The organism is Mycolicibacter senuensis, assembly GCF_003284925.1.
Taxonomy (GTDB): Bacteria; Actinomycetota; Actinomycetes; order Mycobacteriales; family Mycobacteriaceae; genus Mycobacterium; species Mycobacterium algericum_A.
The window spans coordinates 1-1,423 of the sequence record NZ_QMEX01000294.1 but is presented as its reverse complement, the minus strand read 5'-3'; the positions used below and the strand labels follow the sequence as shown (position 1 = coordinate 1,423).

The following is a 1,423-nucleotide window of genomic DNA, read 5'->3' as shown; positions in this document are numbered from 1 at the left end:
AGCCGCCATGTTCTGCTCGACGAAGGAAGGCCGGAGGCGTGAACTGGGGCACTGAACCCAACGCTGCCGAACTGACGGTCGAGCAAGCTTGGTACATCGCGGAAACCATTGGCGCCGGGTCTTTCCCGTGGGTATTGGCGATCACCATGCCCTACACCGACGCCGGGGAACGCGGTGCGTTCATGGCACGCCAGCGCGAGGAACTGACCCGGATGGGAGTTGTCTCGCCGGACGGCACGATCAACGCGTATGTGGCCGAATGGATTCGGGTGGTGTGCTTCCCGGATCGTTGGCTGGATCTGCGTTACGTGGGTTCCCCGTCCGGCGGGGCAGACGAGATGTTGCGCGGCATCGTGGCGCGCCGCGATCCCGGCAGTGCCAAGCCCACTCGGACGGTGGTGGCGCTGCGCAACGCCCAGCTGGTCACCTTCACCGCGATGGACATCGCCGACTCGCGGCTGCTGGTCCCGGTGCTCGGCGCCGGTCTACGGCAGCGCCCGCCGGCCCGATTCGACGAGTTCACCCTGCCCGCCCGGGTCGGGGTACGCGCCGACGAGCGGCTGCGCGCCGGCGCCCCGCTCGCCGAAGTTCTTGATTACCTGGGTATTCCAGCATCAGCGCGACCGGTTGTGGAGTCGGTGTTTGCCGGCCCACGTAGCTACGTCGAGGTTGTCGCGGGCTGCGCCCAGAACGGCCGGCACACCACCACCGAGGTCGGGATGAGCCTGGTCGACACCGAGCAGGGCCGCATCCTGGTCACCCCGTCGCAGGCCTTCGACGGCGAATGGGTGTCAACCTTCCGGCCCGGAACCGACTTCGCGACCGCCGTCGCGATCGAAGAGCTGACCGCCACGCTGCCCGAGGGTCAGTGGTTCCCCGGTCAGCGACTGTCCCGAGATTTCACCACCCAGCTGTCCTAGCAGAGAAAAGAATAGAGAACACCAATGACCGAAGCTCCGGTGCTGACCAGTGCCGCCATGCCGATCGTCCGCATCGCGGTCCTGGCTGACAGGCGGCTGACCGAGATCGCCGTCCCCGCGGAGTTGCCGCTGCGCGAAATCCTGCCGGCGGTGCAACGCCTGGTGGCCCCGGACTCCGGTGACCCGGCTGATTCAGCCGATTCGGGCACCGGTGTGACGACCAGGCTGAGCCTTGCGCCGGTCGGCGGTGCACCGTTCAGCCTGGACGCCAGCCTGGACACCGTCGGGGTGGTGGACGGCGACCTGTTGGCGCTTCGGCCGGTGCCGGTCGGCCCGGCGGCGCCCGGCATCGTCGAGGACATCGCCGACGCCGCGGTCATCTTCTCGGCGTCGCGCCGTAAGCCTTGGGGTGGCAACCACATCCGCCGTGGCGCACTGGCCGCCGGGGCGGCGCTGATCTTCGCGGCCGCCGGCCTGGCCACCGCGCATCGGGCGCTCACCGG

The 1,423-nt window shown here is 68.9% G+C and carries 2 protein-coding genes; both read left to right on the top strand.

What is annotated here, in order from left to right:
• Positions 1 to 38: 38 nt before the first annotated feature.
• On the top strand, positions 39 to 920 hold the full coding sequence (locus tag DQP56_RS24235) for an ESX secretion-associated protein EspG (protein ID WP_112689610.1): 882 nt from the start codon (positions 39 to 41) through the stop codon (positions 918 to 920).
• 24 nt (positions 921 to 944) lie between these two features.
• On the top strand, positions 945 to 1,423 hold a 479-nt coding region (gene eccD, locus DQP56_RS24230), incomplete at its 3' end, for a type VII secretion integral membrane protein EccD (RefSeq protein ID WP_286167815.1).